Source organism: Novosphingobium sp. NDB2Meth1, from assembly GCF_900117425.1.
GTDB lineage: Bacteria > Pseudomonadota > Alphaproteobacteria > Sphingomonadales > Sphingomonadaceae > Novosphingobium.
Genome location: NZ_FPEH01000015.1, coordinates 210,475 through 233,102, shown reverse-complemented (window position 1 = coordinate 233,102; position 22,628 = coordinate 210,475). Strand labels below are relative to the sequence as shown.

Below are 22,628 nucleotides of genomic sequence, written 5' to 3'. Positions count from 1 at the left end.
GTTCATGCCGACCGCCTGGCAGCGCGTTGGCCAAGGAGGTAGACGACTGATCCACTGCCGAGAAGGATCGTGGTGAGACCGAGAATCTTGATCACGGCGAGCAGCTTGTTCGGCTCATCCGGCGCAGGAAATCCCGCCAGCACCAAGGCGGTCAGCGTCGTGGCGAAGCCAATGCAGGCGAATGCGGTCGAGGTGACGCGACCGCCCGGCAGGCGCGTGAGGGGCACGTCGCTCGGCACGCCCTGCAGCCGGATCACCGCGAGGAAGACGAGCGCGAACGGAAGAAAGGCGGCGATGATTCCCATGCTGACGAGCACATCATAGGCGCCTTTCACGCCAGTACCAGCCTGTCCAAGTATGCATAGGACTGCACCAAGCCCGCCCTGCACCAGGATGGCGACATAAGGCGTGCCCCATTTTGGGTGGACCTTGGCGAAAACGGGAGGAAGCAACCGGTCGATGCCGACTGCAAACGGGATGCGTGCAGCGCAGGAAAGAAAGCCGCTAGCCGCGCCCAGATTGCCAAGCGTGATGAGGAGCGCGAGGGGCACGACGATCCACCCTGCCCCCACTTTCTCAGCCGCCACCGCGCCTGCCTGAACGAGGCCCTGCAGCGTGTTGACCTCGCTCGAAGGCATCGCCAGCAGCACTGCGAACGTGCCGATGATGTAGCATGAGACGATCACCAGCCCCGCAATCGGCAGCGCGCGGGGGATGGTGCGGCGCGGGTCCTTGATCTCGCCGCTCATGAACGAGGCGGTCTCCGCGCCTGAAAGCGCGAAGGCGATCGCGGCCCACATGATCATGTGCTGCAGATCGAACACCGGCACGAACGATTGCGACGTGAACTCGGTTGCGGAACCGAACTGCGACCACGCGATTCCGCCCAGCACGATCACGATCAGCGCCGGCCCCCACATCCCGACCGCACCCAGATTGTGCAGCCAGCGTCCGAAGCGCATGCCGAAAATGTTGATCGCGGTGATGAACGCGAGGGCCGTCAGCGCAAAACCCATGAAGAACAGCGGATTGCCGCGCAGGAACAGCAGGCTCGTCCCGCCGATGTAGAGCGCATTGCCGGCATCGAAATAGAGCACGCTGGGGAAATAGGGGAGGTTCGAGGTGAAGTAGCTCCACCCTGCCATGAAGCCGACATATGGGCCAAATGCCTCGCGCGTCCAGATGTAGAGCCCGCCTTCCTGCGGGTAGCGCGAGGACAGCTCGACGATGGCAAGGACGAACGGCAGATAGAAGCACAGCAGTGCGCCCACCCAGACCACGATTGAACTTGGCCCGAAGGCGGCGGCGGTCGCGATCCAGCGCAGGCTGACGCCGGTTACGATGTAGAACATCGCGAGATCGGCAACGCCCATGACCTTGTGAGGCTGAGGCGCGCCGCCGGCCATCAGCGACGACCTTGCTTCTTGGTATCCTTGAGCACCTGCATCGCCGCGTTATGCCCCGGCGCCCCCGTCACCCCGCCGCCGGGATGCGCGCCCGCACCGCAGAGATAGAGCCCCTCGACCGGCGTCCGATATTGCGACCAGCGCGGCACCGGGCGCATCGAGAACAGCGCGCCGGGATGCAGGTCACCGTGGAAGATATTGCCTTCGGTCAGACCGTAGATCCGTTCCAGATCGAGCGGGGTGAGCATGACGCGGCCGATGATCAGTTCGCGCAGGTTCGGCATGTGGCGGCTGATCTGGTCGATGATCGTCTCCGCCAGCGCCTCGCGCTTCTCGTCCCAGGTGCCCTCACGCAGCTCGTAGGGCAGGTACTGGATGAAGCAGGTCAGCATGTGATGCCCCGGGGGGCACAGGCTGTCGTCGACGAGGCTGGGGATCACACAGTCGATCCACAGCTCGTCAGGCACATCGCCGAAGCGCGCGGTATCAGCGCAGCGCTGCGCGCCTTCGAGCGTCGGCGCGATGGTCAGCAGTGCCCGCTCCAGCGGCGTCGCGTCAGGACTGCGACCGATGACGGTCGGCTCGCCGGAAAGCGCGATGTTGAGCTTGGCCGCCGGGCCGCTCATCTTGATCGCGGCGATATCGCGGCGGAAATCGTCCGGCAGATCGGCCTTGGCCAGCAGCGCAAGGAAGGTGCGCTTGGGATCGGCGTTGGAGAGCACGACTTTCGCGCGCACCTGCCGCCCGTCGAGCAGCGTCACACCGGTCGCGCGGCCTTGGTAGACATCGATGCTGCCGACCGGTGCGCTGGTCTCGATCACCGCGCCGAAGCCGCGCGCGGAGGCCGCAATGGCGCCGGAAACCGCACCCATGCCGCCCATCACATGGCCGTTGAAGCCCTGAACCGCGTGATCGCCGCCCGCGAGCAGGTGGAACAGCAGCCCGACTGCCGAGCCCGGCTCGTAAGGCCCGCCGTGCTTGCCGTAGACGTTGTTGGCAAGGATCATCCGCTTGGCCGATTCGGACTCGAAGTGCCGGTCAAGGAACTCGCCGAGACTGCCGGTAAGGAACTGCACCATCTCGCCGATCTCGCTGCCTTTGATGCGGCGGAAGCGGCGGATCATCCGCAGCCCCTCGCGGATGCGGTCGAGCCCGCGCGCGGCAAGGTCCGGCGGCGATTCCAGGAAGAACGGCTGGAGATAGGCGGCAAGCGCCTTGAGCTTGCGGTCGACTTCGAGGAAGGCCTCGGCATCGCGCGCGGAGAAGCGCGCAATCTCCTGCGCTGTCCGTTCAGGATCAGCCCACCAGCGGATGATCTCACCCTCGCCCAGCGGCACGGTCAGGATCGGATCGCAAGCCACCATCCGCAAACCGTGACGGCCAAGATCGAGATCGCGGATGACCGTCGGCATCAGCATCGAGGCGATGTAGGACGTGAAGGACACGCGGTGGCCCGGGATCACCTCTTCGGTCACGCAGGCACCGCCGACGATGGGCCGCGCCTCGAGCACCAGAACCGAGCGTCCGGCCTTGGCAAGATAGGCCGCAGCGGTCAGGCCATTGTGCCCGGCCCCGACGATGACCGCATCCCAGACCTTGGTCGTCACATCCACCACTGCGCCCGATTTCCCCCTTGCATTCTGGCTCGCTGAGTGCCTCAATGCCACTTATAAGGCAAGCGTCTAATAAGCGGTGCGGAGTGCTGGTGATGAGCGACAAGGCCAATGGCGGAATGGAAAAATCGCTCGACAGCGCCGCCTACCTGACAGCGGATGCCTTTGCACGTGACAAGGCCGCCATCTTCCACAGGCAATGGTTCTGCGCCGGCCGCGAAGAGGACATGCCCGCCCCCGGCGACCACAAGATCCTCGATATCGCCGGTGAAAGCGTGATCGTGGTGCGCGGCAAGGAAGGCGCTATCCACGCCCACTATAACGTCTGCCGCCACCGCGGCGCCCGGATGTGCGACGCCGTGAGCGACGCGCGCTGGGGCGTTAAGCTGGACGCAGGCGTGGTCGGCCGCACGATGATCCGCTGCCCTTACCACGGCTGGTCCTATGCGCTCGACGGCCGCCTGCTCGCCGCACCGCAGCTGCAGGACTCGCCGGGTTTCGACAAGGCCGCGTTCGGCCTGCATCCTGTGGCGGTCCAGACCTGGGGCGGCTTTGTCTTCCTCAATCTCTCACCCGATACCGCACCCGATTTCACAGCGGACCTTGCCGAACCCTCGCGCCGCCTTGCCAACTATCCGCTCGCCGATCTCGTGACGGCGCAGACGATCAATTACGAGGTCAACGCCAACTGGAAGCTGATCCTCGAAAACTACAACGAGTGCTACCACTGCCCCGGCGTGCATCCGGAGCTGACCGCGATTGTCCCCGCGTTCAAGGTGCGCGGCGGCATCGATCTCGATTGGGAAGCCGGCATTCCGCACCGCGAGGGCGCCTATACCTACACCTGGGACGGCACCACCAGGCGCGCGCCCTTCCCCGGTCTCTCCGAGGAAGAGAAAGTGCGCCACAAGGGCGAGCTGATCTACCCGAACCTCATGTTCAGCGTATCGTGCGACCACGCCGCCGCTTTCGTGCTCTGGCCGCTGGCAGCAGACCGTACGCTGATCGAGTGCCGGTTCCTGTTTCACCCGGACGAGGTGGCCAAGGGGGATTTCGACCCGTCGGACGCGGTCGATTTCTGGGACCTCGTCAACCGGCAGGACTGGGCGGTGTGCGAACGCGTGCAGTCGGGCATCGCCGCGCGCGTCCACACCCACGGGTTTTACGCCCCGATCGAAGACCTCAGCCTCGATATCCGCCGCTATATCGAACGCTGCGGCGAGCCCTGAGGCGCAAGCTCAGCTCGCCGCCATCCACCGCTCGCGCTTGCGATAGAGCGTCGACGGGCTGACACCGAGCGCCTTTGCAGCCGATGGCAGGCTGCCGCCCGCATTGTCGATCGCGGCCTCGATGGCGATGCGCTCCAATTCATCGAGCGTGAGGCCCTTCACGGCATTGACCACCGCGAGGACATCAGTGGGCTGACCGCCAAGTGCCGGGGTCTGGGAAACCACGAGCGCAGGCATGGAGGCAGACAGCGGCGCCATCTGATCACTTGTCAGCGGGAATGCCGAGGCCGGCAGATCAGGTCCCGCATGGAGCACGGCGGCACGGCGCATCACGTTCTGCAATTCGCGCACGTTGCCCGGCCAGCGATAGTGCTCGAGCGCGGCCAGCTGCGCGGCGCCGAGCGGAGCGAACGTCTTGCTTTCCTCGCGCGCGAACCGCTGGAGGAACGCTTCGGCGAGGTCGCGGACATCGCCGCTGCGTTCGCGCAAGGGCGGCATGTGCAGCGGCACCACGGCGAGACGGAAGAACAAGTCCTCGCGGAAACGGCCTTCCGCCACTTCGCGCGCCGGATCGCGGTTGGTCGCGCAGACGATACGCACATCGACTTCCTCGACCCGGTTCGAGCCGACGCGCTGGACCGTCCCCGTCTGCAGGAACCGCAGCAGCTTGACCTGCAGCGGCAGGGCCATTTCGCAAATCTCGTCGAGGAACAGCGTGCCCTTGTGCGCGGCTTGCGCGGCACCGACCCGGTCGCTCACCGCGCCGGTGAACGAGCCCTTAAGGTGGCCGAAGATTTCGGATTCCAGCAGGTTTTCCGGGATCGCACCGCAGTTAAGCGCGATAAACGGACCGTTGGCGCGCCCGCTGGAGCCGTGGATCGCCTCGGCGCAGACTTCCTTGCCGGTGCCGCTCTCGCCGGTGATGAACACTGTCGCCCGGCTGGAAGCGACGCATTCGATCTGGCGGTAGATTTCCTGCATCTGCGGCGAATTGCCGATGAACGTGCCGGGCTTGGCCTTCTTCGCTGGCCGCGATGCGCCTGCCGGGGCTGCCTTGCTGGCGGATTTGCCCAGCTCGATCGCACTTGCCAGCACCGAAAGCAGCCGCGTTCCCGCGATCGGCTTCACCAGAAAATCGAACGCCCCGATCCGCATTGCCTCGATCGCGCGCGAAAGCGAGCCGTCCGCCGTGGCGACGATCACCGGATGGCTCTCGCAGATGGCAGGATTGGCGCGCAGCCAGTCAAGCCCGTCGGCATCGGGCAGCTGGAGATCGAGCAGGATGGCGGCGAAATCCGGTGTCTCACCCAGCGCACTTAGCGCGGCCGCGGCCGAATACGCGACAATCGGTTGGTGCCCAGCCTTCTCGATCTGGGCCGCATAGGCCATGGCCAGCGAGGCCAGATCCTCGACGATCAGAATTTTTGCGCGTGCCATACGCTGTTCCAATCTATTTTGCTGCTTTGCAAGATGCGAGCAGCGCTTCGTTCCCATGTGTAAGCGGCCGGCCGGCTCGAAGCTGTGCGAGCAGCCCGTTCAGACGGTCGACCGATGCGCCCCCTTAGGGAGGCGCCACGTCCTTTGCGCTTTGCGCAAGGACCCGTACTATACTAGTGTCCAATATAACGCAGGAAGCATGCCAAGCGCGAAAATGCTTGCATTCTGGAGATGCTGCATACCCCGATTTGCATTTCGCGAAGATTAACCTTCGCCAAATGCATAAGCAATTCTACGCATTTTGCAAAGTGCATACCGGCGTCACCTGCAGCAGATCCAAGCATATGGCGCAGATTTCCGCTGGTTAACCTGCAAAATGCGACACTGGCACGCGCCTTGCTCTCTCCTGGCACAGATCAGGAGAATATCATGAAGTCCCGCCAGTTCCTCAGCATGCTGCTTTGCACCGCCCTGCTCGGCGGCTGCGCGACAATGCCGCCTCCGGGCAATCTGCCCGGCGCCCGCTACCAGCGCGAGCAGCAACTTGAGGACCAGCCGGTCGCCACCTGCAGTGTTCCAGGGACGCCCGCCATCACCGCCGGTCTTGCGCGGGTCGACGCCGGCGCCTTTTCGGAGAGCGCCGACCTGATCGGCCCGGGTGACCGCATGAAACTTGCCGTCGCGGGCGATACTGATACGCTGACTGGCGGCTATGTCGTGGCTGCCAATGGCCGCCTGACGATCCCTATTGTCGGTGAAATCGTCGCCGCCGGACGTCTGGTGAGCGCAGTCGAGACCGAAGTGCGGGGGCGTCTCCTTGCCGCCGCGCTCGTCCGCGAAGTGGCCGGCGGGGTGAAGCTGACCCAGGTCGAGGCTGCTGGCGTGCAAGTCTCGGTCGAAGGCGCGGTTTTCGAGCCCGGCCTCGTCCGCGCCGGTGAGCGCGCGGCGGAAGCGCGCGCGACCACGGTGAACCATCCCGCTGCGGGTGACTTCAACTCCGGCCGCTCGCTTTCGTCCGCCCTGCGCGCGGCGGGCGGCATCCGCCCCGATGCGGCGGCGCAATCGGTCTATCTCCTGCGCGGGGATCGCTATGCGGTGATCGACGTGACCCCGGCGTTTACGGGCGGCGTACCTGCCGATCCGCAACTGGCAGCCGGGGATCGCATCATCGTGCCGACTGCGGGATGCTTCCAGGCCGATTACGTCCGGCCCAGCAGCGTCACGGCACCGGGCGTTCGCGTCTACCTCTCGAACCTCTCGCGTCCGGCCACGAGCAATTCAGCATCAGGCATCAACAAGGATTCAACCAGCTTCCCCTATGGCACCCGCATGCTGCAGGGCCTTGTTGCAGCCAACTGCGTCGGTGGTTCGGCAATGAACGCAGGGCGCAAGGCGGTGCTGATCTCGCGCAATCCGCTCACCGGCCGTTCGATCGTTATCGCCCGCTCGGTCGAAGGCCTTGTCCGCGGCGCGGATCGCGATGACCTCAACCCCATGCTCATGCCCGGGGACGCCATGGCCTGTTACGACAGCGACGCGATGACCTTCGTCGATGCACTCAGCCTTGCCGGGAACCTGCTTGGTCCCGCCGTGCTGGCAAACGGCCTCCGCAAATGAGCAGGTCGCACACCCGCATGCCTGCCCGCCGCCACGAGTGGCTGGATCGGCTGCTCCTCCTTGTCCTTCCCCACCTGCCCAAGGTGAACCGCTATCAGCGCTATGTGCGCAGCATCGCCCCTGTGCTCGGCGCGATCTGGTTGGCGACCGCCGCCTACCTGCTGCTCGTGCCGCGCACGTATACCAGCGAGTTCAGCCTGATCGTGCCGGGTTCGGGCGTGGGCAGCTCGCTCAACGTGGAATCGATCGGGCAGGCGCAGTCCTCCTCCAATTCGGCCTTCTCCAGTCCCACCCTGAGCCCGACCGAGAACTACAAGCAGCTGCTCTCGGCGGACATCACCCGGCGCGCCGCGGCAAAGTTGACCGGCGAGGACGGCGACCGCTTTCCCGATCCGGTGATCAAGCTCGTCGACCAGACCAACCTGATCCACGTGCACATCACCGGGAGGACCGCAGCCCAGGCCAAGGCGCGCGCCGATGCGCTTCAGAACGCCTTTCTTGCGCGGCTCGATGTGCTGCGCGCCGATGAAGCGCACAAGCGCGAAGAATCGGACGTGAAGCACCTCGTCGAGCTGTCGAACAAGGTGCAGACCGCGCAGCGCAAGCTGATCGCCTTCCAGGCGAGCCACGGCCTTGCCACGCTGGAGCAGTTCAACTCGCGGATCGCCGCGGTCGATGCGCTCCACGACAAGGAGCGCGAAGTGCGCATGCAGTTGCGCCAGCTCTCCGGAACCGCCGGGCGCCTTTCGGGCAGCCTTGGCAGCAATCCGCATGCGGCGGACATCGCCATGCGGCTGCGCGGCGATCCGGTGTTCCAGCAGCTCGCCGATCGCTATGCCACGAGCAATGCGCAGGCGAGCGAAAAGTCGGCCACATTGGGCACGCGCCATGTTGAAATGGCCAAGGCCAACGGCGAACGCGATGCCCTGCGCGCGGCGCTCGTCCTGCGCGGGCGCCAGCTGACCGGGCTCTCCGAAAATGCTATCATGGCCGGGATCGACCTGCAGGTTGCCGACGGCAGGTCCAACCTCATGCAGGCGATGACCGTGAACGATGCGCAGGCTGCCGGTGCAGGCGCCGCGCTCGCCGAAATCCGCGGCGATCTGGCACGTGCGCAGGCCCAGTCGCCCGCACTCATCGCACAGGCCTCGGAACTCGCCGATCTCCAGCGCGATCACCGCGTCGCCGAGGCAGTGTTCTCCTCTGCCCTTGCCCGCATCGACACCAACAAGCAGGATCCCTTCGCATCCTATCCGCTCGTCCAGACGCTGGCCCCGCCCTCGCTGCCCAAGCGGCCTTCGAGCCCGTCCTTGGTGATAGCTCTCGCCGGAGCACTGGCGGCAAGCCTGCTGGTCCTGCTAGCGTTCGCGCTGGCATGGCTGCGGCAACCCCTTCTCGAGCGCATGTTGCGGAAAGGCTGACCGCCGGGACGATCGGCGCGACCTGGATCCTGTGGATCACAGGCGGCCTCTACTTTGCAGGGCCGGTGCTCGGATGGGCGCTGGCCCTGCTTGCCGTTCGGGCGTGGTATCTTGCTCCGGTCCTTCCCGAAGCGGAGCGCCCTGCCCACTTGCCGCGCAGCTTGTGGGCATGGCTGATCGGCATGGCGGTCATGCTGGTGGTTCTGCTCATCGGTCACGCCGATTTCGGCCTCGGCACCGCCCAGACGATCAAGTCGGCGGTCGGCTGGGCCAAGGGCTGGGCCTTGCTCGCGCTGTTCCCCTTTGCCGGCTTCGCGCTCCCCATCCGCGTCGAGACGCTGTCACGCGCGGTGTGCAAGCTCGGCCTGCAGACGCTGATCCTGCTGCCGCTGTTCCTTGCCGCGCCCTTCGTCGGCCTGCCCCAGAAACTGTGGGTCTCGCCGCTCGCCGTGCTCGGCGGTTCGGGCGACGAGTATTTCGCCGCCATTCTCTACACTATCGAACCCGGCGTCGGCACCGCCCGCTGGCAGTTCTTCGCGCCGTGGTCGCCGGCGGCCGGCATGGTCGCGGTGATCCATTTCCTGCTCGCGCGGATGGAGCCGGACGCGAAGTGGCGCTGGACCGGCTATACCGCCTCGATCCTCGTCGCGCTGCTCTCTCAAAGCCGCCTCGCCCTGAACGCGCTCGCGGTGATCATGCCGCTGGCATGGCTGGCGGGTAAAGTCAGGGGCCCGGCGCTGTGGCTCAGCACAGCCGCGCTCGTCCTGATCGGATCATGGTTCTCGCCCCAGCTTCAAGCGCTGGTCGACAAGATGAGCAGCGATTTCTCCAGCGCACGCGCCGATTCCTCGCGCGTGCGCGCCGCGCTCGGCCGGATCGCGGTGCAGCGTTGGCAGTCGGAGGCCTACTGGTTCGGCCATGGCATCGTCGAGCGCGGGCCGCACATGGTGGAATACATGCCGATCGGCAGCCACCATACCTGGTACGGCCTCCTCTTCGTGAAGGGGCTGGCGGGCGCCATGGCGCTGGCGGTACCGATGATGTGGATGCTTGTCGCCACTTTCCGCGCCGCGATGGACAGCAAGGTCGGGCGCCTCGGCTTCGCCATGGCGCTGACCTACTGGCTCTACAGCTTCGGGGAAAACCTCGAGGTCCTCACCTATATCGCCTGGCCCGCGCTGCTGGCCATCGGCATCGCGCTCAAGCCGGGGCCAGCACGCGCACCGGAACCGCCTGATACGGAGCCAGCCGCCGGATGAGCCGCGCCCATTCGCGCTGCCGATCCAGCCCGCAGTCCTGCGTCGAGCGACGCGCCGCACGCGCCATTTCGGCAAGGCGCGGCCCATCGAGCTTGGCAAACGCGCGGGAAATGGCATCGGGATTGGTGAAATCGATCACCAGCCCCGCCGCGCCGACCTGTTCGGGAAGGCCGTCGACCGGCGAGACGAGGATCGGCCGCCCGGCCTCGCGCGCCTCGCAGGCGACCTGGCCATAAGCTTCCCAGCGCGAAGGCACGGCAATCACGTCGCATTCCTCGAGGAAGCCGGCGACATTGTCGATCTTGCCGACGAACTCGATAAGGGGCGAATTGCCGGCCAGTCGGCGCAGATCGCCCTCCAGCGCGCCGAAGCCGCCGATCAGCAGCTGCGTCCCCGGCAGAGCACCAGCGCGGTGGGCACCGATCAGGTTTTCCAGCCCCTTGGCTTCGTGGAACCGGCCATAGGCGCCGATCACCAGCGGGCGGTCCGCCGCAAAATCGGGATAGGCCAGCGCGTCGAGACCCGGGTTTTCCGAATAGGGATAGATCACGTCGACCTTGTGCCAGGCAAGGCGTGTCACTTCGCGCAGCCAGTCCGCCTGGCCGCACGAGACGCAGACCACCTGATCGACCAGCCGCAGCGCAAGACGAAGCATCAGGCGGAAGCGGCCCTTGTGCTCGACATTCCGCGCTTCCCACGCGCGGGTATAGCTGTGCTCGACATGCACGATCCTCGCCCGCGGATTGCGCGCGCGCAGCGAGAGCAGGAAAGCAAGGCGCCGCCAGTTGGGCGGAAAATGCAGCACAATGATATCGGCATTGAGCGCGGGCGCGATCACGGCATCAGGCCGGACCGCCATGGTGCTGCAATCGGCCACATCGCGCACCGGCTGCGAAGAGAATATCCCAAGCCCGCGCGAGACGCCGCCTAGGGCGAAGTCGTCGAGCAGGTTGACGAGGCGAGGTTTGCTGCGGAACGCGCTCATGCCACCAGCCTCCCGCCAGCGGCCAGACCGGCAAGGCGCGCAAAGCGATCCGGCCCGATGATCCGCCCGGCCAGTGCGGCCACGACTGTCACCATGGTCTTGACCGGTTCCTCCAGCAAGGGACGGCGGTTGCTCGCCATCGCCTCGCGCAGCAAGGCCAGCGCCATGCCCGGATCGCCGAGCTGCACCGCGCGCCGCGCAAGATAGCGCAGCTGGTAGGCACGGGCGCGGCTGACATGCTTGCCGGCAAATTCGGCGGCATAGCTGTTGAGCCGCGCCACGACCTGCTCCCAGCTCTGGTACTGGCGCACGACCTGCGATGAGAGGCCCCCTCCATTGACGCGGTACTCGGTCAGTGCGGGTTCGATCCCGGCGAAACGCACGCTGCCTGCGACCGAGAGGCGCAGCCACATCTCGATGTCTTCGGACTGGCGCAGACTTTCATCGAAGCAGCACAGGCGCTCCGGCTCCTCGGGATGGCGGAACGCGACCGACTGCAGCGCGGCAAGGCGGATCACCGGGGCCGAGCCGTTGCCGACCGGATTGCGGCAGAAGATATCCGCCGCTTCGATACCGTCGAGCTTCGGAGTCTGCATGAGGCGCATCGGACGGCCATCGCGGTCGATGAAGCGCGAGGGCGAGAAGCTCACGCCGACATCGGGATTGTTGTCGAGATGGATCACGTGCAGGGCCAGCTTTTCAGGCAGCCAGCGATCATCGGAATCGAGCAGCGCGATATAGATGCCGCGCGCTTCCAGGATGACGGTATTGCGCGCGCCGGCCAGGCCGCGATTGGCCTGCGTGACGATGCGGATGCGCGGATCATCATAGCCGCGCACGATCTCCATGCTGCGGTCTGTGCCACCATCATCGACCACGATGAGTTCGAATTCGGTGAAAGTCTGGGCGAGCACGGAATCGATTGCCTCGGCCACATAGGCTTCGACATTGTAGACCGGCATGACGACGGAAACGGTCGGATTCATGGCAATATCCTCTATAAAACAGCGTGTTCAGGCGAAGACGTGACGGCGCATCGCGCGCGGCAGGATGGGGGCGGCAAGCGCTCCGGCGAGCGTGCCGAACCCGCGGCGGGGCTCAGCGAGGAAGGCGCGGGCATCGGTGCGCAGGCCCTCGAACGCGTATGACAACGCCTTGAATGGCGACCCGCCCGAGCGCAGCGTGCGCCGGGCGAGATAGCGCAGGTAGAGCGCCTCGAGCCCGGTCAGCGCCGGGCCTTCCAGATGGCGCCGCGCCAGCAGCTGCCAACCCGCCTTCATCCGGTCGAAGTCCATCGAGAGGCCGTCCGGGCTGAAGCGGTAGCCGACGAGCACCGCATCGATCGCCTCGATCCGGCTCCCACGCGACAGCAGGCGTGCAACGAACTCCTGATCCTCGGCGTGCGAAAGGCCGGTATCGAACCCGCCCGCAGCGAGGTAGACATCGCGCCGGACCACAAGGTTCGACATCGTGCAGACCGGATTTTCGCCCAGCACGTCTAGCAGCCGCAGCGAACCCTCGCCAACCGAGGACAGCGTGCGGCAGGCATCGAGCGAGGTGGCATGCTGCGGCAGAAAACCGATCCGCGCATAGCTGGCCGCCAGCCGCATATCGCGGGCATGGCGCACCACGTGCGCGGCCAGCTTGTCGGCGGCCCAGAGATCATCGGCGTCGATGAAGGCGATCAATCCGCCCCGCGCCAGTTCGACGCCGAGATTGCGCGCGCTGGAGACGCCGCCGCTTCCGCGCGACACGAGATGGATGCGCGCATCGGCTTCGGCCAAAGGCATCAGCCGGGCGAGCGTGTCGTCGGTCGAACCATCGTCGACGATGACCAATTCGAACGCTGTGAAGCTCTGCGCAAGGACAGAGGCGATGGTCTGCGCGACAGTCTGCGCGGCATTGTAAACCGGCAGAACAACAGAGACGGATGGTTGGCTCATGCGGGCAGCTCCATGGCGGGGACGGTCCGGCGCAGGGCCGGTACGAGGGTTATCGCGGCGGAAATCGCAGCGGCGAGCACTGTGCCGCTGACGAGGCCGATGACGGCAAGGGTCAGGCTGCCGGTGCGGGCGCCGATGGCGAGACCGCCCAGCGCCAGCGTCAGGCCCAGCAGGCTGCGCCCGGCATCACTGCCGACGCGGCCCTCGGCGCGCAGCCAGTTGGCGGTCAGGACGGAGGCCAGCTGGGCCAGACCCGCAAGGCACATGATGGCGATGAGCGGCGCCGCGAAAGCCCAGTGCGCGCCGAACACGATAGGCACATAGAGCGGCGCCAGCAACGCCTGCACGGCCACCAGCGGCACGAACAGCGCCGCGCCGCCGATCACGATGCTGCGCAGCATGGCACGGCGGGGCAGCCCGGCCGGCGCGGCACAGAGCATCGGGAACGAGACGGTGCCGAACGCACCGACAAGCGAGGTGACGATGCCGAGTCCGGCATTGTAGGCGAAGTAGTAGGCGCCGAGCGCCGAGCTGCCCATCGTGGCCACAATGACCAGATTGTCACCCTGCTGGCGCAGCGCGGTGAGGCCCTCGGCGAGGAGCACACCGCCGCCGAAACGGACCATGCCGCGCCAGCAGGCGATGCCGGCATGCGGATCGGGCCGCCACGGACGATTGCGGCGGGTCATGACCAGCCAGATCGGCGCGGTCAGCAGCTTGGGCAGGACAACCGACCATGGGCTAGGCCAGGCGAGGAGCAGCAGCGCGGTCAACACATGGTCGGCAATGGCCTGGCTCGCCACGGTGCGGGCCATCGCGGCATTGCGGCCTTCGCGCATCGCGAGATGGCACTGGACAAGGCCGGCGGGCATGACCAGATAGACCAGCGCAAGCAGCGCCAGCATCGCGGCGGGGGCGGCCGCGCCGAAACCGAATGCTAGAACGACGGCAACGGTCCACTGGATCGCCACAAGCACCAGCGCCCAGATCCAGAACAGGCGGCGCGCGGTGTTGCAGACTGCGCCCAGTTCACGCTCCGAAGCCGAGATGATGCGCTGGCCGACGCCGATCCCGTTGAGCACGCGGACGAGTTCGAACAGGGTCAGCGCAAGTGCAGCCTCGCCGACAATCTCCGGCGCCAGCTGCCGCGCAATAACCACTGTGGTGACAACGCGCACCACTCGGTTTGCGAGCTCGGCGCCCCCATAGGCACCAAAGCCACGCATCAGCGGCCCGGCCAGGACAGCACGAAGCCGGAACAAGGTTGAGGCAAACGGGTGAGACACGAAATCGACCTGTGCAACTGCGAGAGATGCCTAGGCAGTTTCAATGCTCGTGCCACTTCCATATAAGATTGTTTTTATTGTATTTTTGTCAATTCTATCAATCCAAGTTCGCGAAATGCCTATGCAAATTGCAAAGGGCCCGGAGAAATCATGCCGGAATGCAAGCCGGAACCCGAATTTCAGAATCAGCGCAGGCGCACCAATGGCGGATTTCCGCGGCTTTGAACCCTTTTGGCACAGCGTCTGCACAGGCTGCCCCCATTCTCGATGGAGGCTTCCATGCTCAAACGTTTCGATACTCTCCAGGACAGCTTCTGGCCGGTCCGTGCATCCGCTGCCCCTGCGCCTTTCCGCCTTGGCGACGCGCCTGTTCGGCCTTGATCTGGTCAACGGCTCGCTGGCCAATGCCGCGGATGCAATCGTCGCCATGGCAGATGGGCTTACTCCCATGACGATCCAGTTCATCAATGCCCACTGCGTCAACGCCCTGCACCGCGACGCGGGCTATCGCGCCGCACTGGCGCGGGCCGACTATCTCCTGCCCGACGGAAGCGGCATGGCCATCGCCGCGCGTCTTGCCGGTGAGCCGATGGGGGAGAACCTCAACGGCACCGATCTTTTTCCCGAACTTTGCCGCCGCGCCGCGCAAGGCGGCCAGTCGATCTTCCTGCCGGGCGGCAAGCCCGGCATCGCCGATGCCGCCGCCACCAGGATGATGGACGCCTATCCGGGCCTTCGCTTTGCCGGCGCGCGCGACGGTTATTGGTCCGCTGCCGAAGAGGACCGCGTGATCGCCGAGATCAACGCCTCGGGCGCGGCGATCGTCATGGTCGGGCTGGGCGTGCCGCTGCAGGAAAAGTGGATTGCCCGCGTGCGCAGCCGCCTCGCCGCGCCCGTGGTGATGGGGGTCGGCGGACTGTTCGACTACTACTCCGGTGCCGTCCAGCGCGCGCCGCTCGCCATTCGCAAGCTGGGCTGCGAATGGGCCTGGCGCCTGCTGCTCGAACCGCGCCGCCTGTTCGTGCGCTATGTGCTGGGCAATCCGCTGTTCCTGATGGCTGCCGCAGCTTACGCATGGCAGGCGCGCGGCCATGCCGCGGCGCTCTCCGCCCGGCTCAAGCGCGGTTTTGATCTTGCCGCCGTGTTGGGCGCACTGATGATGTTCATGCCGCTTTTCGCCCTGATCGCCCTCGCCATCAAACTCGAGGACGGCGGCCCGGTGTTCTTCCGCCAGACCCGCATCGGCCAGCGCGGCCTGCCTTTCCGCATGTGGAAGTTCCGTTCGATGGTTCCCGATGCGGAAGCCCGTCTTGCCACGCTGGTGGCGCAGTCAGAGCGCGACGGCACCTGCTTCAAGATGCGCCGCGATCCGCGCGTCACCCGCGTCGGCGCGCTGCTGCGCCGGCTCTCGCTCGACGAGCTGCCGCAGCTGTTCAACGTGCTTTCGGGCGAGATGTCGCTCGTCGGTCCGCGCCCGGGACTGCCCCGCGAAGTGCTCGCGCTCAAGCCCGATCAGCGCGAGCGGCTCGCGGGCCAGCCGGGACTGACCTGCACATGGCAGGTCTCCGGCCGCGCCGAGATTCCCTTCGAGCAGCAGGTGCGGCTCGACATCGAATATCTGCGCACGCGCTCGCTGCTGAAGGACATCGCGCTGATCCTGCGCACGGTGCCGGCGGTACTGACTGCGCGCGGAGCCTACTGAAGACCGCTCACTGCCGCGCGCAGGGCCGCAAGGCTCGCGTCGCGGCAGTCGCGCAGATCCTGAAGGGCCTCGTCGGCGGCGAGAGTGCCGGCACAGCGATCAAACAGCAGGGTCATGCCGAAATTGCCGCAAATGCCTTTGAGCGAATGGCGCGCCCGGCTCTGTTCTTCGGCATTGCCCTGCTGCCACGCCAGCGCCAGCCGCTCGGTCCATTCGGTGGTATCGGCGGCAGCTGCATCGAGAAGCAGATCGCACGTGTCGGAATCCATGCCCCCGAACAGGGCGTCCACGGCCTGCGAATCGACAAGTTGAGCGGGTGCATCAGAGAACATTGCGGGCAGCTCCGAAAAAGGCGGTCAGCGGCAGACCGATTTGATTGCGCGATAGAGTTCGTCGAGCACGATGGGCTTCTTGACCACGCCAATCGCGCCCGCTGTCATCATCGGCGCAAGCTCGGCGCGTCCGGAATAGGCGGTCAGCGCGATGATCGGCGTTCGGCTGACTGCGCCGGGCAACGCCTTGATCCGCCGGGTGGCTTCAGGTCCGTCAAGCACGGGCATGCTCATGTCCATCAACACCACGTCGAAGGCATCGCGCCGCAGGGCCTCGACCGCTTCCTCGCCGTTGGTCACCAGTTCGACATCACAGCCCAGCTTGCTCAACATGCCGCGCGCGACGATCCGGTTGGTCTCCACGTCCTCGGCCACCAATACCCGCAGCCGTCCGCCGTCGAACCGGAGGAGGCGCCTTTCGTCGCGTTGCTTGGCGGCGGTCGGACCGTCCACTTCGACGAACGGCAATTCGACCCAGAAGCATGAGCCGACGCCCTCGGGGCCGGCCTCCACGCCGATGGTGCCGCCCATCAGATCGACAATGCGGCGGCAGATCGCGAGGCCGAGGCCAGAGCCGCCGGCCTGCACGTCAACCGTGTGCAACTGTCCGAAATCCTCGAAGATTTCGGCACGGCGCTCGGGCGGAATGCCGATGCCGGTATCGATGACTTCGAAGCGGAAGCGATCTTCGGCAATCGGCCCGACGCGCACACGGATACCGCCGCGCTTGGTAAATTTGACGGCATTGCTGACGAGGTTGTCGATGATCTGGCGCAGGCGGTAGCGGTCCGCCACGATCCATTCGACCAGCGACCCGCGCCAGCCGAATGCAGCCCGTTCCAGCTCCAGCGTCAGCCCCTTGCCGCGTGCCGCGCGGGTCCAGAAGCCGATCGAGGTGCTGAGGAACGTTCCCACTTCGAGCGGGAAAGCCGCCAAAGTGAGCTTTCCGGATTCGGCTTGTTCCAGATCGATGATATCGTCAAGCAGCATGCGCAGCTGGTCACCGCTCGCACGCATCAGGCCCAGCATTTCGTGCTGGCTTTCGCTGAGCCCGGCGGCGTCGAACAGCTCGAGCATGCCAATCACCCCGTTCATCGGAGTGCGGATATCGTGGCTCATCATCGCCAGAAAGCGCGTCTTGGCAGCATTGGCCCGTTCGGCCGCCTCGCGCGCGGCGCGCAGTTCCACCGCGAGCTGCTCCAGCTCGCGCATGCGGCGCTGGTCACGCTGGTGCAGCGCTTCGGCTTCGTTCGCCGCCTCGATCTCGCGGGTGATGTCCTGCACGGTAATGAACACCAGCACTCGGCCAATATCCTCATCGACCGACGTCTCGGCAAGCGCGCGGATCATGCGGTTGGCTTCGCCCGCGTTCCGGCCGACAATGCGGAATTCCAGCATGCGGTCGCAATCGGCGAGGTGTTCGCAGGTCCGGCAGTCGTCCGCCTTGCAGGTCCGGCCTGCGCCCGCTTGCATCAGCGCGACGCGGTTATGCTTGAGCTGGAGCGCGCCGGTCGTCAGACGCCGCGACCATTCGAAGACCTTCTCGCGTTCTTCCGGGGAAACGCGGTCCAGGATCGGATGCGGACTGTCCGCCGTCTTCGCACCCTCGATCTCGGCAAGCCCATGAAGGCCGAGCAAATCCTGGCAATGCGGCGAAAGCTCCGCCTTGAATGCTTCTGCATCCCAGATCATCGTGCCGAAGCCGGCCACGCGCTGGGCTTCGAGCAACTGGCGTGTACGCTGGCCGAGTTCGATCCGCAGGCGCTCGCGGTTCTCCTTGAGTTCTTCGTTGGCCTGCGCCAGCACACGGCTCTTGAACTCAAGCAAGGCCTCGGCCTGTTTCCGCGCTGATTCCGAACGAGCCAGTCTGCGGCGCACCAGCGCCAGCTCCGCCTCCATCTCCTCCGCCGTCATTGCCGCCGCCGCATCCCAGCCTGTGCCATCCATTGCGCAATGCTTACTACAAGCATGCGGTTAATGCCCTACTTGCGCTGGACGATGAACCGTGCGGCGTGCGGTCCCGGCGTGCCTTCGTCCCGTATGATCACAAGATCGTCGCCGAAGTAATCGATGTAGCCCCGGATGAGCCCATGCGCGACTTCGGCGAAGGGGCGGTGCGAGGCATAGCTGACGAGCAGGTCCTCCCCATCGACTTCCGCGATCACGCTGGGGGTCAGCGCATCGGGATAGAGGCGGGCCACCTCCTTCTTGTGGATGCCATCGATGGCCCTCAGGAAGTTGATAGCATTGGTGTGCCCCATGAAGACTTCCGGATAAAGCTGGGCGAAGCGCGCCGAAAGCCAGTAGCCATATGCATCGGCGAGGTCGTTTACCGGCTCACCGGTGATCTCCACCAGTTGCCCGATCATGGCGAGCGCCTGTTCGTGGGGATAGCTCCCGACGCTGGTATAGCAGCCGTCCCCGGGCAAGTCGGCCTGCCGGATCATCTGATCGGCAATGCTCGGGGAATAAGTCTCCTCAACCCAATAGATGAGTTCGGAGAAGATAACGCCCTTCATTTGGTATCCCCGGGTCCATGCTAGCACCGGGTTTGAAGCAAGGAGTATGCCATGAGTTGGAAAGCCTTGCTGCAATGGCGAAAGGTCTTTGCCAAGTGCAAAGCAACGTTGCATTCTGCACAGAGCTTCATTGCATTTTGCAAAGTATTCTTCGCAAATTGCGAAACAACCAATCAGGCTGTAATTTGCAAAATCGTAAAGCGCGCCGCCGTGCCGGCCGGGTCGAGATCCTCGCGCGCGATCGTGTGGCGGTTTCCGAAGTAGGCCACAAAACCCTCGATCAAGCCATGTGCCAAAAGCGCGAACGGGCGGTGCGAGGCATATTCGAGCTGCATTCCATCAGGCAGCGGGTTGGCCTGCACCCGCGGCGGCTGCGCTTCGGGGTAGAGCCGGGTCACTTCTTCATGGATATGCGGCCCCACCCCGGCGAGAAGACTTTCCGCATCGGGATAGATTCCGACCATTTCGGGATAAAGCGTGACAAATCGTCCCGCTAGCCAATAGCCATAGGCCCGCGCCAGTTCGCCCACCGGTTCACCGGTAAGGTCTGCGAGCGCGCCAAGCAGCGCCAGCGCTTCGCCATGCGGGTAATTGCCTACCGACGTATAGGCGCCGTCATTGGGCACGCCCGAGTGCACGATCATCTGATCGACCAGCGCGGGAGAGTACACATCCTCCGCCCAGGCCATCAATTCCGAAAAAACCAGCCCCTTCATGCGCCTTTGATGCCATGGCGGCCGTTACGAGACAAGCGGTTCGTTCGATTTGGCACGGTTGGTGCTGAGGTGGCGCCACAAGGCTCCCACGCACCCAGCCGCAGGCGGAGCAGACCATTTCAAGGACCGGACACAATGAGCATCGACGAGAGCATTTCGCGTTTCATGGGCCTGTTGCTGGGCCACGCACCCGGCTTTGATGCGTTCATGCTGACGGTGTCGGGCAGCAATCTGCTCAAGGGCGCCGTGCTGATCGCGGCGGCGAGCTGCTTCTGGATTGCCCCGACCGAAGGATCGACGCCGGGCAACCGCATCGGCCTCGCGGCGGATCGGGCGATCCTCGCCTCGGCCATGCTGGCAAGCTGCGTCGGCGAAATCATCGCGCTCGCGATGGCCAAGCTCGCGCCGTTCCGCCTGCGTCCGTTTCTTAATGAAGACTTCGGCATGCATGTTCCGCAGGGCTTGCAGGCACTGGCGCCGAAGATGATGGAGCAAAGCTCGTTTCCCAGCGATCACGCCGTGCTGTTCTTCGCTATGGCGACCGGCCTGTGGCTGGTGAACCGCCGCGCCGGCTGGCTCGCCTTCGGCTACGTCGCCACCGTGATCGCCTTGCCGCGCCTCTACCTCGGCCTCCATTTCGCCTCAGACCTCATCGTCGGCGCAATGATCGGTGTGGTCGTGGTCTTGGCGGGTGTCCGCGTGATGGCCGACAGCACGCCGATGCGCTGGCTTTCGGCGCAGACGTTCGAGCGCCCGGTGCTGGTCAATCCGATCCTGATGCTGATCACCTTCCAGATCGCGACCATGCTGAGCGATTTGCGCGACTTTGCCGACCTTGCCGGGCATCTGACCGGGCTGGACAACGACACCCCGCAACTTAGCGCGATGAACACGGCGGCGACCGGGGCGACGCACGCGCTGTAACCGGTGCCAGCCGCATCATGTGTAGCGACACAGGGGCGGAGACGCGGCACCGTGTTCCCCGGTCGGCCCCACTCTCATCGCAGCATGGCGCCAATCGATAAAGAAGCCGGACGAACGCAGCGAGAGCCCGGCAGCACGCGCGATGCCTAGCCTTTCATCGCCAGCTTGGTCCTGTGGTGGGGGGCAATCTGGGATCCCGAGCCGGGACCACGACGCCTTCTTGGAGTTATCGCTTAACCCGCTTTTTCCGATATGGCATGCCCATGGCCCTGCCCCCGATCCTCGCCGCCGCGGCGATCTGCGCAGCGCCAGCGGTACATGATGGCGATTCACTCCGCTGCGGGGCCGCATGTATCCGCGTTCCCAATGTCGATGCCCCCGAACTTCCCGGCTTTCCCAAGTGCGCGGGCAGGCGCTCACCCTACGCCGATGGCGACTATGCCAGATGCTTTGCGGGCTTTCCTCGCAACCGGGTCGGTTCTTGTGAAGCGCATGAGGCCTGATCGATAATGCTATCGTGGGCCTAGTGGTTGGCCAAGGCCAGCCAGCCCCGATTTACTGACCAAATTCAAAGGCACTTGGCGGAGAGGCAGGGATTCGAACCCTGGATACGGTCACCCGTATGCCGCATTTCGAGTGCGGTGCATTCGACCACTCTGCCACCTCTCCGCGAAGTGTCGATGAGCCAGCAAGCGCCGTCCCGGTCGAGGAAGAGCGCCGTTAGCGCATGGTCTCCCGCTTGCCAAGGGGAAACATGTTACACCTGCCCTACAATCCACGGCTCCGCAGCACGGCTCGCTTGTTTCCCTCAGGCAGCGCCCTATATTCGCGCGTATGGATAGAGCGATTTTCTTTTCGCCTCAGGCTGGCCGGGAGATCACGGCTCCCCACGTCGCCAAAGCTCGGTTCGGCATCGGTGATGTCGTGCGGCACAAGCTGTTCGATTTCCGCGGCGTCATCTTCGATATCGATCCGGTCTTCGCCAACAGCGAAGAGTGGTACGAATCGATCCCGGCCGAGATCCGCCCCCCGCGCGAGCAGCCGTTCTACCACCTTCTCGCGGAGAACGACGAGAACAGCTATGTCGCCTATGTCAGCCAGCAGAACCTGATGGCTGATGCGGAAGGCGGCCCGGTGGACCACCCTTCGGTGCACGAGATGTTCGATGCGTTCCGCGACGGGCGTTACCGCTTGCGCCGCGGCCTCTCGCACTGATCCGATGCGCTGACGGCGGCGCGCCCTGCCGTCAGTTCTTGAGCTTCCAGCCCGACTGGAAGATGGCGTATATCGCCACCCACAGCACGAGGTTCAGCACGCCGAGCCCGATCGCGCCGTGCAGCACCGCCTCATTGGTCGTGCCGATATCGCTCTGGCCGAGGAAACCGAAGCGGAATCCCGATATCACATAGAAGATCGGGTTGAACCGGCTGATCATCTGGAATGTCGGCGAGAGGTTGCTGATTACGTAGAACGTGCCAGAAAGCATCGACATCGGGGTGATCACGAAGTTGGTGATCGCGGCGTTGTGATCGAACTTTTCCGCCCAGAGCGAGGTCAGCACGCCGATCAGGCCGAGGAGGATCGATCCCATGAGGCCAAACCAGATGACAGCCCACGGGTGATGCACCGTAAGGTCAACCCCTGGCCAGAACAGCATCGCGCCTGCGACCGCCAGGCCCACGAGGATCGCCCGCGTCACCGCGGCTGCCACCAGCGCCAGAATCAGTTCCGCGTTCGAAATCGGCGGCATCAGGTAATCGATGATCGTGCCCTGGATCTTGCCCACCAGTAGCCCGAAGCTCGAATTGGCGAAGGAGTTGTTGATCATCCCCATCGCGATCAGGCCCGGCGCGACGAAAGTGGCGAAGGGCACGCCGAGCACCAAGCGGCCGCCGCCACCCAATGCCAGCGTGAAGATCATCAGATAGAGCAGCGTCGTCACCGCCGGCGCCCAGATCGTCTGGGTCTGCACCTTGAAGAACCGGCGCACCTCCTTCATATAGAGGGTCCACAGCCCCAAGCGATTGAAGCTGCGGAAGCGCAGTTGCCCGGGCGGCGGAAAATCGCCCGAACGGCTGGGTTGTTCACGGAAGGATGCGGCCCCGTCGTGGGGGATCGGTTGATCGGCCATGATCGGTGCGGTATCGCGCATGCCGGATCAAGGCAAGGCATTGCACGGTTTGCTTCACAGGGCAGGCCCTGTCCTGCGGCGACGGTGCCGACAGGACCAAGTACTGAA

Annotated in this window: 19 protein-coding genes and 1 tRNA gene; 7 read left to right on the top strand and 13 right to left on the bottom strand. The window is 65.1% G+C overall.

The annotated features are described in order from the left end of the window. Positions 1-2: 2 nt before the first annotated feature. Together NDB2M1_RS10635 and NDB2M1_RS10630 are read right to left on the bottom strand one after the other, a co-directional pair. Positions 3-1,406, bottom strand: coding sequence for an APC family permease (locus NDB2M1_RS10635; protein ID WP_072382103.1), 1,404 nt, complete (start codon positions 1,404-1,406; stop codon positions 3-5). Continuing rightward, positions 1,406-3,019, bottom strand: coding sequence for a phytoene desaturase family protein (locus tag NDB2M1_RS10630; protein ID WP_171955368.1), 1,614 nt, complete (start codon positions 3,017-3,019; stop codon positions 1,406-1,408). The genes NDB2M1_RS10635 and NDB2M1_RS10630 overlap by 1 nt, the downstream gene beginning before the upstream one ends. A gap of 95 nt (positions 3,020-3,114) precedes the next feature. Between NDB2M1_RS10630 and NDB2M1_RS10625 the strand changes: the two genes are divergently transcribed. Continuing rightward, positions 3,115-4,248 carry an aromatic ring-hydroxylating oxygenase subunit alpha gene (locus NDB2M1_RS10625; RefSeq protein WP_216233995.1) on the top strand — a complete coding sequence of 378 codons (1,134 nt, stop codon included), beginning with the start codon at positions 3,115-3,117 and terminating at the stop codon, positions 4,246-4,248. 9 nt (positions 4,249-4,257) lie between these two features. On the opposite strand, the gene NDB2M1_RS10620 is transcribed toward NDB2M1_RS10625, so the two are convergent. Next, the gene (locus NDB2M1_RS10620) at positions 4,258-5,685 is read right to left on the bottom strand and encodes a sigma-54-dependent transcriptional regulator (RefSeq protein WP_171955367.1); all 1,428 of its coding nucleotides are present in this window, start codon (positions 5,683-5,685) and stop codon (positions 4,258-4,260) included. 429 nt (positions 5,686-6,114) lie between these two features. On the opposite strand from NDB2M1_RS10620, the gene NDB2M1_RS10615 reads away from it, so the two are divergent. From NDB2M1_RS10615 to NDB2M1_RS10605, 3 genes are read left to right on the top strand one after another with little or no spacing between them, the layout of a single operon-like run. Beyond that, on the top strand, positions 6,115-7,302 hold the full coding sequence (locus NDB2M1_RS10615) for a polysaccharide biosynthesis/export family protein (RefSeq protein WP_072382101.1): 1,188 nt from the start codon (positions 6,115-6,117) through the stop codon (positions 7,300-7,302). Beyond that, positions 7,299-8,723, top strand: a complete 1,425-nt coding sequence (locus tag NDB2M1_RS10610) for a GumC domain-containing protein (RefSeq protein ID WP_072382099.1) — start codon at positions 7,299-7,301, stop codon at positions 8,721-8,723. Before NDB2M1_RS10615 ends, NDB2M1_RS10610 begins: the two co-directional genes overlap by 4 nt. After that, positions 8,678-9,982, top strand: coding sequence for a capsular biosynthesis protein (locus tag NDB2M1_RS10605; RefSeq protein WP_072382096.1), 1,305 nt, complete (start codon positions 8,678-8,680; stop codon positions 9,980-9,982). The genes NDB2M1_RS10610 and NDB2M1_RS10605 overlap by 46 nt, the downstream gene beginning before the upstream one ends. Here the strand turns inward: NDB2M1_RS10605 and NDB2M1_RS10600 are convergent. Genes NDB2M1_RS10600 through NDB2M1_RS10585 form a run of 4 tightly spaced genes read right to left on the bottom strand, consistent with a single transcriptional unit; the run spans position 9,924 to position 14,136 of the window. Further along, a complete protein-coding gene (locus NDB2M1_RS10600) occupies positions 9,924-10,967 on the bottom strand; it encodes a glycosyltransferase family 4 protein (protein ID WP_072382094.1) in 1,044 nt (347 codons plus the stop codon). The genes NDB2M1_RS10605 and NDB2M1_RS10600 overlap by 59 nt on opposite strands. Beyond that, positions 10,964-11,953, bottom strand: a complete 990-nt coding sequence (locus tag NDB2M1_RS10595; protein ID WP_072382092.1) for a glycosyltransferase family 2 protein — start codon at positions 11,951-11,953, stop codon at positions 10,964-10,966. Before NDB2M1_RS10595 ends, NDB2M1_RS10600 begins: the two co-directional genes overlap by 4 nt. A 27-nt stretch (positions 11,954-11,980) precedes the next feature. Beyond that, positions 11,981-12,910, bottom strand: coding sequence for a glycosyltransferase family 2 protein (locus tag NDB2M1_RS10590; RefSeq protein ID WP_072382090.1), 930 nt, complete (start codon positions 12,908-12,910; stop codon positions 11,981-11,983). Next, complete coding sequence (locus NDB2M1_RS10585; RefSeq protein ID WP_083554791.1) at positions 12,907-14,136, bottom strand: oligosaccharide flippase family protein; 1,230 nt, start codon at positions 14,134-14,136, stop codon at positions 12,907-12,909. The genes NDB2M1_RS10590 and NDB2M1_RS10585 overlap by 4 nt, the downstream gene beginning before the upstream one ends. 385 nt (positions 14,137-14,521) lie before the next feature. Here NDB2M1_RS10585 and NDB2M1_RS10580 point away from each other — a divergent pair, with 385 nt between their 5' ends. Continuing rightward, a complete protein-coding gene (locus NDB2M1_RS10580; protein ID WP_072382088.1) occupies positions 14,522-15,898 on the top strand; it encodes a WecB/TagA/CpsF family glycosyltransferase in 1,377 nt (458 codons plus the stop codon). Here NDB2M1_RS10580 and NDB2M1_RS10575 read toward each other — a convergent pair. From NDB2M1_RS10575 to NDB2M1_RS10560, 4 genes are all read right to left on the bottom strand, one after another. Next, a complete protein-coding gene (locus tag NDB2M1_RS10575; RefSeq protein ID WP_143146717.1) occupies positions 15,892-16,167 on the bottom strand; it encodes a hypothetical protein in 276 nt (91 codons plus the stop codon). The two genes, NDB2M1_RS10580 and NDB2M1_RS10575, sit on opposite strands and share 7 nt — an antisense overlap. An 87-nt stretch (positions 16,168-16,254) precedes the next feature. Continuing rightward, complete coding sequence (locus tag NDB2M1_RS10570) at positions 16,255-18,177, bottom strand: hybrid sensor histidine kinase/response regulator (RefSeq protein ID WP_072382085.1); 1,923 nt, start codon at positions 18,175-18,177, stop codon at positions 16,255-16,257. Positions 18,178-18,212: 35 nt separating this feature from the next. Then, positions 18,213-18,749 (bottom strand): heme NO-binding domain-containing protein, encoded by a 537-nt coding sequence (locus NDB2M1_RS10565; protein ID WP_072382082.1) that lies wholly within the window; start codon positions 18,747-18,749, stop codon positions 18,213-18,215. A gap of 173 nt (positions 18,750-18,922) precedes the next feature. After that, positions 18,923-19,465 carry a heme NO-binding domain-containing protein gene (locus NDB2M1_RS10560; RefSeq protein WP_072382080.1) on the bottom strand — a complete coding sequence of 181 codons (543 nt, stop codon included), beginning with the start codon at positions 19,463-19,465 and terminating at the stop codon, positions 18,923-18,925. A gap of 135 nt (positions 19,466-19,600) precedes the next feature. Here NDB2M1_RS10560 and NDB2M1_RS10555 point away from each other — a divergent pair, with 135 nt between their 5' ends. Continuing rightward, positions 19,601-20,389, top strand: a complete 789-nt coding sequence (locus NDB2M1_RS10555; protein WP_072382078.1) for a phosphatase PAP2 family protein — start codon at positions 19,601-19,603, stop codon at positions 20,387-20,389. A 579-nt stretch (positions 20,390-20,968) separates the two neighbouring features. Here NDB2M1_RS10555 and NDB2M1_RS10550 read toward each other — a convergent pair. Further along, positions 20,969-21,058: transfer RNA gene (locus NDB2M1_RS10550), tRNA-Ser, on the bottom strand. A gap of 165 nt (positions 21,059-21,223) precedes the next feature. Between NDB2M1_RS10550 and hspQ the strand changes: the two genes are divergently transcribed. Beyond that, entirely contained in the window at positions 21,224-21,604 is a 381-nt protein-coding gene (hspQ, locus tag NDB2M1_RS10545; protein WP_054120953.1) for a heat shock protein HspQ, read from the top strand. A 31-nt stretch (positions 21,605-21,635) separates the two neighbouring features. Here the strand turns inward: hspQ and NDB2M1_RS10540 are convergent, their stop codons facing one another. Beyond that, positions 21,636-22,520, bottom strand: coding sequence for an ABC transporter permease (locus NDB2M1_RS10540; RefSeq protein WP_054121047.1), 885 nt, complete (start codon positions 22,518-22,520; stop codon positions 21,636-21,638). Between the last annotated feature and the right edge of the window lie 108 nt (positions 22,521-22,628).